Consider the following 8536-nt stretch of genomic DNA (forward strand, 5'->3'; position numbering starts at 1 on the left):
GGCTACGTCCCCACCCCGCACCGCGGCGGCCCCGAGGTGGTCCAGCCGGCGGAGCGCTGGTGACCGGCCCCGGCGGCGACGGCTTCGCGCGGTGGACCCGGCGGTTCGAGGACGAGCGGGAGCGCCGGCACGCCCGGGGCGACCCGGACTGGGAACGCGGCGCGACCCTGCACCCGGCGGTGTGGTCCGGCATCCAGCGCTTCCAGGTCGGTGAGGACGGCGACGGCGCCAACCTCGTCGCCAAGGCCGACCGGGCGGCGGACCCCGACTACGCGCGGGCGGTCCGGCTGTTCGTCGCCGAGGAGCAGAACCACGCCCGCCTCCTCGCCCTCCTGCTCGCCGCGGGCGGCACACCGACCCTGTCGGGCCACTGGTCCGACACCGTCTTCGTACGGCTGCGGCGGCTCATGGGGCTGCGCCTGGAGCTGCTCGTGCTGATGATCGCCGAGGTGGTGGCGCTGCGGTACTACCGCGCCCTGCGCGACGGCACCGACGACGCGCTGACCTCGGACGTCGCCGCCCGGATCCTCGCCGACGAACAGCGGCACGTCCCCTTCCACTGCGAACGGCTGCACGCCTCCCTCGCCGAGCTGCCCCGCCCGGCCAGGCGCCCCGTGATGGCGTCCTGGCGGCTGCTCCTGCTCGCGGTGTCCCTGGTCGTCGCCACCGACCACGGCCCGGGACTGCGCCGGCTCGGCCTCGGACGCCGGCGCTTCGTCGCCGACGTCATGGCCTCCTCGGGCGAGGTGGTCTCCACGGTGCTCGCACCCCTCAGCCGGACCGCCGGCCCGAACCAGACACCGAATGCATATTCGAATACGAAGGCGGAGTCGGCTCGTCGCTCGCCGCGCGGCGGTACTCGGCGTTGATCCGCCGGGCCTCCTCCAGCTGGTCCTCCAGGATCACGATGCGGCACGCGGCATCGATCGGGGTGCCCTTGTCGACCAGCTCGCGGGCGCGGGCGGCGATCCTCAGCTGGTAGCGCGAGTACCGGCGGTGGCCGCCCTCCGACCGGAGCGGACTGATCAGACGTGCCTCCCCGATGGCCCGGAGGAAGCCGGGGGTGGTGCCGAGCATCTCGGCCGCCCGGCCCATCGAGTACGCCGGGTAGTCGTCGTCGTCCAGACGACCGCTGAGCGGGTTGTCTGCTGTCATGTCACCTCGTTGATCGCCGCGTAAAGGGACCCCGCCGCACTCCGGCTCCTGGGCCCCAGAGGAGATTCAACACCGTCCACCGGTCGTCCCGCCGTGCCGGTCCGCCGTTACGGGTACCCAGCCTGCCGCACTTCCGCCCCCGGCCACCCCTCGCCGGGCATGCGCAAGGGCCCCGCCGACAGCTGTCGACGGGGCCCTTCTTCGCAGGTGGGAGGCGGTTTCCCGGCCCTACCCGCACACGCCCGCAGGCGTGGTTCTTCCGGTCTTGCTAGGCCGCCGAACCGAAGGCGGACCGACGCTGGCCACGGCCACGCGAGGACGACGCGTCGCCGGTGGACCGGCCGCGCTCGCCGCCGCCCTGGCCGCGCTCGCCACCGCCGCCGCCACCGCGACCGCGACGGCCACGGGAGGACGAGCCACCCGAGGACGCGGAACGCCGGGGGCGCTCGACGACCGGCGCGGTGATCACGACGGGGATGCCGGACGGGGCCTGAGCACCGGTGATACGGGTCAGCTCCTCCTCGCCCGAGCGGACCGAGGTCACCGTCGCGGTCACCCCGGCCATGGCCGTCAGACGGCTCATGGCGCGACGCTGGTCCGGCGTCACGAGGGTGACGACACTGCCGGACTCGCCCGCACGGGCCGTACGGCCGCCACGGTGCAGGTAGTCCTTCGGGTCAGTCGGCGGATCCACGTTGACGACCAGGTCGAGGCTGTCGACGTGGATGCCGCGCGCGGCCACGTTCGTCGCGACGAGCACGGTCACGTGGCCCGTCTTGAACTGGTCCAGCGTCCGGGTGCGCTGCGGCTGGGACTTGCCACCGTGCAGCGCCGCGGCGCGCACGCCGTTGTTCAGCAGGTGCTTGGTCAGCCGGTCCACCGCGTGCTTGGTGTCCAGGAACATGATCACGCGGCCTTCGCGGGCCGCGATCTCGGTGGTCGTGCGCTGCTTGTCCGTGTCGTGGACGTGCAGGACGTGGTGCTCCATCGTGGTGACCGCGCCGGCCGACGGGTCGACGGAGTGCACGACCGGGTCGGAGAGGTAGCGGCGGACCAGCCGGTCGACGTTGCGGTCCAGGGTGGCCGAGAACAGCATCCGCTGTCCGTCCGGCTTCACCTGGTCGAGCAGCGCGGTGACCTGCGGCATGAAGCCCATGTCGGCCATCTGGTCGGCCTCGTCGAGGACGGTGATGGCGACGTCGTCGAGGCGGCAGTCGCCCCGGTCGATGAGGTCCTTCAGTCGTCCCGGCGTGGCCACGACGACCTCGGCGCCGCCCCGCAGGGCGCTCGCCTGGCGGCCGATCGACATGCCGCCGACGACGGTGGCCAGCCGCAGCCGCACGGAGCGGGCGTACGGCGTCAGCGCGTCGGTGACCTGCTGGGCCAGCTCGCGGGTCGGTACGAGGACCAGCGCGAGCGGCTGACGCGGCTCGGCGCGCAGGCCCGCCGTACGGGCCAGGACGGCGAGGCCGAAGGCGAGGGTCTTGCCGGAGCCGGTGCGGCCACGGCCCAGGACGTCACGGCCTGCCAGGGAGTTCGGCAGCGTCGCGCCCTGGATGGGGAACGGGACGCTCATGCCCTCGCTGGCCAGCGCGGCCGACAGCGGCGCGGGCAGGCCCAGGTCGTCGAACGACTCGACGGCGGGCAGCGGCGGCGTGATCGTCTCCGGCAGCGCGAACTCGCCCTGCTGCGCCATCGGCCGGCGGCCGGAGCCACCGCCCTGCGAACGACGGGGCGCGGAGGAGCGGCCGGCGGAGGAGCGCTGCGGGGCGCCGCCTCCGGAGCGGCCGTAGGAGCGGGCGCTGGAACGTGCACGGTTCATGCGGGGGACCTTCCTTGATGCGGGCGCGTATCAAGGAATTCCCGGAGCACATGAAAGGCGCGGAGAATTGCGAGAACGAGCCGGAGGGGGTGGGGCCGAAACAGGTGGACGGGAAACATGACACCGTCCTGCGGGAAATCAGGTCATCCCGCGCGGCGCCCGGAAAAGCGGCGAGCCGGGGCCCGCACCCCACGGTGCGGGCCCCGGCTGCGACGTTACGCGTCAGGCTGGGTCAGGCGGGAGTGATGTTCTCCGCCGTCGGGCCCTTCTGGCCCTGCGCGATGTCGAAGGTGACCTTCTGGCCTTCCTGAAGCTCACGGAAGCCCTGGGTCGCGATGTTGGAGTAGTGAGCGAAGACGTCGGGACCGCCGCCGTCCTGCTCAATGAAGCCGAAACCCTTTTCGGCGTTGAACCACTTCACGGTGCCACTGGCCATTTTATTCTCCTTCGAGGGACGGTTCGGAGTCACCCTGTGTGCCTCCGGTCGCCGTGATGATCACCCCGACGGAAAAACCTTCTGGCAACCACAACTGCAACTGATGACGACAGTAGCACGGTGCGTTCGGCCGAGTGAGCGCGACCATTTTGCCTGGTGAGGCGCCTGCGGGAATACTCGCCGGGGCTGCGGCAATTTCTCATCTGGCGACCACAGATATTGCTCCACAGACACTCCCGCATTCCTGCGGGCACCGCCGACCACAGCCCTGTGACCTCCTACGACGGCCGTCACGGCCGCTTCCCGGAACGGCTCCCGCGAATGCCCGCGTCGCCTCCCACTGCGACGAAGGACACATTCGCGGTGAACATGCGTCCGATCCGCGGACCCCGTAGTCCCGCCGGTGGAGCCCGTACCCCTTACGTACTGCGTTCTCAGTAGGGGCGATTGTCGGCAGGCGCACGACGACAGGCAGGAGACCGGGCGGCGAGTCTGGGCGGACAGTCGGCACCAGATGCGGAGACCCCCTGTCGTGGCAACTTTCCTCTATCGCGTGGGCCGTCTGGCCTTCCGGCGGCGCTGGTACGTCGCCCTGGTCTGGGCGGCGGTCCTCGCCGCCGTCGGGCTGGGCGCCGTCACGGCCCCCGGCGCCTCCGACGAGCAGTTCTCGATGCCGGGCATCGAGTCCCAGAAGGCGTTCGACCTGATGGAAGAGCGCTTCCCCGGCGCCTCGGCGGACGGCGCCACCGCGCGGGTCGTGTTCGTTGCGCCGGGCGGCGAGAAGGTCACCGCGGCCGACAACCGGCGGGCCGTCGAGGACGCCGTGGCCGACCTCGCCGACGGACCGCAGGTCGCGAGCGCCGCCGACCCGTTCGGGGCACAGGCGGTCAGCGAGGACGGCACGACGGCGTACGCGACCGTCACCTACAAGGTCACCGCGAACGAACTGACCGACGACAGCACGGCCCGCCTGGACCGGGCCATCGAGGACGCCCGTGCCGCCGGGCTGACCGTCGAGGCCGGCGGGGACGCCCTGGAGGAGGCCGGCGGACCGGGCGGGGTCGCCGAGATCATCGGCATCTCGATCGCCGCGGTCGTCCTCCTCGTCACCTTCGGTTCGCTGGCCGCGGCCGGGCTGCCCCTGCTGACCGCGCTCATCGGCGTCGGCGTCAGCATGGCCACGATCCTGGCGCTCTCCGACGCCCTCGGCCTGTCCACGACGACCGGCACCCTGGCGATGATGCTCGGCCTGGCGGTCGGCATCGACTACGCCCTGTTCGTCGTCTCCCGCTACCGGGAGGAACGCGGGCGCGGCCATACTCCGCAGGAGGCGGCCGCTCTCGCGGCAGGCACCGCCGGGTCCGCGGTCGTCTTCGCGGGCCTCACCGTCGTCATCGCCCTGGCCGGACTCGCCGTCGTCGGCATCCCGATGCTCACCAAGATGGGCCTGGCCGCGGCGGGCGCGGTCGTCGTCGGCGTCCTGATCGCGCTCACGCTGGTGCCGGCGTTCCTCGGCTTCTGGCCGAACGCCGTGCTGGCGCGCAAGGCCCGCAGGAGCGGCCGTACCGACGACGGCGGCGCGGACAACGGCGGGACCCGCTGGGCGCGGTTCGTGCTGCGCCGCCCGCTGCCGGTGCTGCTGCTCGGCGTCGTGGGCCTGGGTGCCCTCGCGCTGCCGGTGGCGGATCTGCAACTGGGCATGCCGGGCGACGAGGCGAAGGCCACCTCGACCACCCAGCGCCGGGCCTACGACGCGCTCGCCGACGGCTTCGGACCGGGCTTCAACGGGCCCCTGACCGTCGTCGTCGACGCGCGGGGCGACGCCGACCCCAAGGCGGCCACGCAGACCGTCGCCGACCGGATCGGCGGCACCGAGGGCGTCGTGTCCGTCTCCCCGGCCCGCTTCAACGAGGCCGGTGACACCGCCGTCTTCTCGGTCGTGCCGTCCACCGCGCCGACCGACGAGCGGACCAAGGACCTGGTGAAGACCATCCGGGGCGAGCGCCCCGGCGTGGAGTCCGAGGCCGGTGCGACCTACGAGGTCACCGGCAGCACCGCGCTGAACATCGACATCTCCGACAAGGTCCAGGCCGCGCTGGTCCCGTACCTGATCGTCGTGGTCGGTCTGGCGATCCTGCTGCTGATGGTGGTGTTCCGGTCCCTGCTCGTCCCGCTGAAGGCGGCCTTCGGCTTCCTGCTGTCGGTGCTGGCCTCCCTCGGCACGGTCGTCGTGGTCTTCCAGCAGGGCCACGGCGCCGGCGCCCTCGGCGTGGAGCAGACCGGCCCGATCATGAGCCTGATGCCGATCTTCCTGGTGGGCATCGTGTTCGGCCTGGCCATGGACTACGAGGTCTTCCTCGTCTCCCGGATGCGCGAGGCGTACGTCCACGGCGAGCGGCCCGGCCAGGCGGTCACCTCCGGCTTCCGGCACAGCGCCCGGGTGGTCGTGGCCGCCGCGCTGATCATGATCGCCGTCTTCGCCGGGTTCATCGGCGAGAAGGACTCCATGATCAAGATGATCGGGTTCGGGCTGGCCGGAGCCGTTCTCCTCGACGCCTTCGTGGTCCGGATGGCGATCGTGCCGGCCGTGCTCGCCCTGCTCGGCGACAAGGCATGGTGGCTGCCGAAGTGGCTGGACCGGATCCTGCCCCGCGTCGACGTCGAGGGCGAGGCGCTCAGCCGGCGGCCCGAGCGGGAGGGCGATCGTGACCCGGCCCACGAGCCGGACCCGGCCGGTCTGGAGCCGGCGCGCACCTGAGCCTGGCCGCTCTCCCTCCCGCCTCGCCGACAGGGACCGTCCGTGGTGAACGACACGGGCGGTCCCGTCGCCCGTCGGCGGCGGCGGAGGCCACGATGAACACAGCACCACCGACCGGAGGGCCGATGCCCGATGAGCAGCAGCCTTGAGCGCTACCAGGACCGCCTGGAGAGGTACTCGGGACGCGTCGGCAAGTACGCGGACCGTCATCCCCGTCTCATCGACCTGGCGGTCGTCCTCGCGCTGATGGGCTGTGTGAGCCTCGGCAGCTCCCTCACCATGCCCGGTGCCGCCCCACCCGACCACGGGATGGCCGGCACCGCCCCGATGGGCGTCTCCTGCCTCGCCCTGCTGCGGTACCGCAGCCACCCGCGCACCGCCGTCGTCGTCACCGGGGTCTGCACGGTGATCGCGATCGTACTGGGGTATCTCGTCACCCCGCTGCTGCTGGCCCCGATCATGGCGGCGCTCTACTGGCTGGCCATGCTCACCGACCCGAAGACGACCCGCGTCTTCGGCGTCGCCACCACCGTGGCGGTGACGGCCGCGGCCGTCTTCGCCGACAGCATGGACGAACTCTCGCTGCTGCTCAGGACCATCGGCCCGTTCTTCTGGCTGATGCTGCCGCTCGCCGCCGGGAACATGACCCGGCTGAGGCGCGCCTACCTCCAGGCGGTGCAGGCCCGCGCCGAGCACGCCGAACGCACGAGGGAGGAGGAGGCCAGGCTGCGCGTCACGGAGGAGCGCATGCGTATCGCCCGCGAGCTGCACGACGTCGTCGCCCACCATCTGGCGCTGGCCAACGCCCAGGCGGGCACCGCCGCCCACCTGGTGCTGACCCGCCCGGAGCAGACGAAGAAGATCCTCACCGACCTGACCGGCACCACGTCCTCCGCGCTGCGCGAGCTGAAGGCCACGCTGGGACTGCTGCGCCAGAACGACGACCCGGCCGCCGATCCGCTGGAACCGGCACCGGGCCTGGCCCGCCTGCCTGAGCTGGTCGCGTCCTGCGAGTCGGCGGGGCTCACCGTCACGGTCACCACCGAGGGGGAGCCCCGGCCGCTGTCACCGGGGGCGGACCTGACCGCGTTCCGGATCGTGCAGGAGGCGCTCACCAACGTGACCAAGCACGCGGGCAGTCAGTTCGCGCGAGTCCGGCTGGTGTACTCCGGGTCCCGGCTGGTGATCACGGTCAGCGACGACGGCCCGGTGAGCGCCTCGCCGCCCGCGGCCGCGCCGGGCCGCGGCTTCGGCGTCCTGGGCATGCGTGAACGCGCCCACTCCATCGGCGGCGAACTCCGCCTGGGCCCCCGCCCGGAGGGAGGCTTCGAGGTCACGACGGCCCTGCCGCTGATTCCCGAAGCCTGACCGCGCGTCGGGTCTCGCCCGGCTGCGGTCTCCGGCTTCGCGTCCGGTCTCGCTAGAGGCCGAACTCCTGTGCCGACAGGCCGAGTACCGAGCATGCCTCGCGCAGGACCTGCTCTTCGGCCGGTGCGACATACCCGTCCGCGCCCGCGATGACGAAGCCGGTCTGGATGACGGCTCTGGCCTCCGTCGGCTTCTTCGCGGCCTTGGCGATCTCCTGGAGAACCTCGGCCTTGCCCTGGGGGAAGTCGAACGCCAGCCGGTCGACGTGCTTGTTGAAGCGCTGGCGCAGCTGCTCGGACGGGAAGTTCTGCAGGACGTCGTTGTTCACGATGAGCGATTCCACGTGCTGACGCTCGGTCGGGTCGACGTTCCCGTCGGCGGCGGCGACCAGCGCGCACATGGCCATGCTCGCGTCGCGGTACGCCCCGCTCTTCAACTCCGTCTTGAGGGAGGTGAGCTGGGTCTTGAGCGTGCTCACCAGCTGGGCGCGCGAAGCGCCCGACCCTCTTGAGGCCGGCCGCCCCTGGCCGCCGGTGCCCCGCGCCCCCTGTGCCTGCTGGAGGCCCTTGGCCTGGTCCTTGATCCGATCCCACATCGCCACGCGCGCCATCCTCGGCTTCAGCCCTGTCGTTCCGGTCGGACGCGCATGTAACACGCGTCACCCTGCCAACGGCCACCGGACCGGCGAAGTTCCACGGCACGGCACGGGCAGGGTGATGTCGTTCGTTCGCTGCTACACGTCTCGCGGGTCGGGGCCGCCGAGCATCTCCGACGCGGACTGCATGGGGCTGAGGGAGCCGGCGCTCACGGGCGCGGCCTCCTCGGGCAGGCCGTGGCAGGTGAAGCCCAGGCGGCGCATGGCCCGGACGACCTCGCCGCTGCTGAAGTCACGGCGGTCCTGCCGGGTGACGACCTCACCGACCTGCTTGACCGGGTAGCGGCGGCGGCCGATGGTGACGGACTCGCCGGTGATCAGCTCGGGCGTGACGCCCGCCAT

The 8536-nt window shown here is 72.2% G+C and carries 8 protein-coding genes; 3 read left to right on the plus strand and 5 right to left on the minus strand.

Annotated features, from left to right (window positions below; all coding sequences use genetic code 11):
• Positions 1-59 precede the first annotated feature (59 nt).
• Positions 60-869: a ferritin-like domain-containing protein gene (locus BZL64_RS26720; protein ID WP_244205506.1), complete on the plus strand. Its 810-nt coding sequence runs from the start codon at positions 60-62 to the stop codon at positions 867-869.
• Here BZL64_RS26720 and BZL64_RS26725 read toward each other — a convergent pair.
• From BZL64_RS26725 to BZL64_RS26735, 3 genes are all read right to left on the minus strand, one after another.
• Positions 772-1155 (minus strand): helix-turn-helix domain-containing protein, encoded by a 384-nt coding sequence (locus tag BZL64_RS26725; protein ID WP_244205507.1) that lies wholly within the window; start codon positions 1153-1155, stop codon positions 772-774. The genes BZL64_RS26720 and BZL64_RS26725 overlap by 98 nt on opposite strands.
• Positions 1156-1423: 268 nt before the next feature.
• Positions 1424-2977: a DEAD/DEAH box helicase gene (locus BZL64_RS26730; protein ID WP_086771737.1), complete on the minus strand. Its 1554-nt coding sequence runs from the start codon at positions 2975-2977 to the stop codon at positions 1424-1426.
• A gap of 232 nt (positions 2978-3209) precedes the next feature.
• On the minus strand, positions 3210-3413 hold the full coding sequence (locus BZL64_RS26735) for a cold-shock protein (protein ID WP_086771738.1): 204 nt from the start codon (positions 3411-3413) through the stop codon (positions 3210-3212).
• A gap of 532 nt (positions 3414-3945) precedes the next feature.
• Between BZL64_RS26735 and BZL64_RS26740 the strand changes: the two genes are divergently transcribed.
• A complete protein-coding gene (locus BZL64_RS26740) occupies positions 3946-6171 on the plus strand; it encodes an MMPL family transporter (RefSeq protein ID WP_158101567.1) in 2226 nt (741 codons plus the stop codon).
• Positions 6172-6303: 132 nt separating this feature from the next.
• The gene (locus tag BZL64_RS26745) at positions 6304-7539 is read left to right on the plus strand and encodes a sensor histidine kinase (protein WP_086771740.1); all 1236 of its coding nucleotides are present in this window, start codon (positions 6304-6306) and stop codon (positions 7537-7539) included.
• 52 nt (positions 7540-7591) lie between these two features.
• Here the strand turns inward: BZL64_RS26745 and BZL64_RS26750 are convergent, their stop codons facing one another.
• Positions 7592-8140, minus strand: coding sequence for a tellurite resistance TerB family protein (locus BZL64_RS26750; protein WP_086771742.1), 549 nt, complete (start codon positions 8138-8140; stop codon positions 7592-7594).
• Between the two features lie 132 nt (positions 8141-8272).
• Positions 8273-8536, minus strand: a 264-nt coding sequence (locus tag BZL64_RS26755; protein WP_086771741.1) for an SCO5918 family protein, incomplete at its 5' end; no start/stop codon positions are given.

The sequence above is a fragment of the Streptomyces bobili genome (genome assembly GCF_002154575.1).
GTDB lineage: Bacteria > Actinomycetota > Actinomycetes > Streptomycetales > Streptomycetaceae > Streptomyces > Streptomyces bobili.

What these genes read in the sequence shown, in the direction of transcription:
- BZL64_RS26735 (WP_086771738.1), bottom strand. Translation starts at nt 3,413, where the DNA reads ATGGCCAGTGGCACCGTGAAGTGGTTCAACGCCGAAAAGGGTTTCGGC.
- BZL64_RS26725 (WP_244205507.1), bottom strand. Translation starts at nt 1,155, where the DNA reads ATGACAGCAGACAACCCGCTCAGCGGTCGTCTGGACGACGACGACTAC.
- BZL64_RS26730 (WP_086771737.1), bottom strand. Translation starts at nt 2,977, where the DNA reads ATGAACCGTGCACGTTCCAGCGCCCGCTCCTACGGCCGCTCCGGAGGC.
- BZL64_RS26745 (WP_086771740.1), top strand. Translation starts at nt 6,304, where the DNA reads ATGAGCAGCAGCCTTGAGCGCTACCAGGACCGCCTGGAGAGGTACTCG.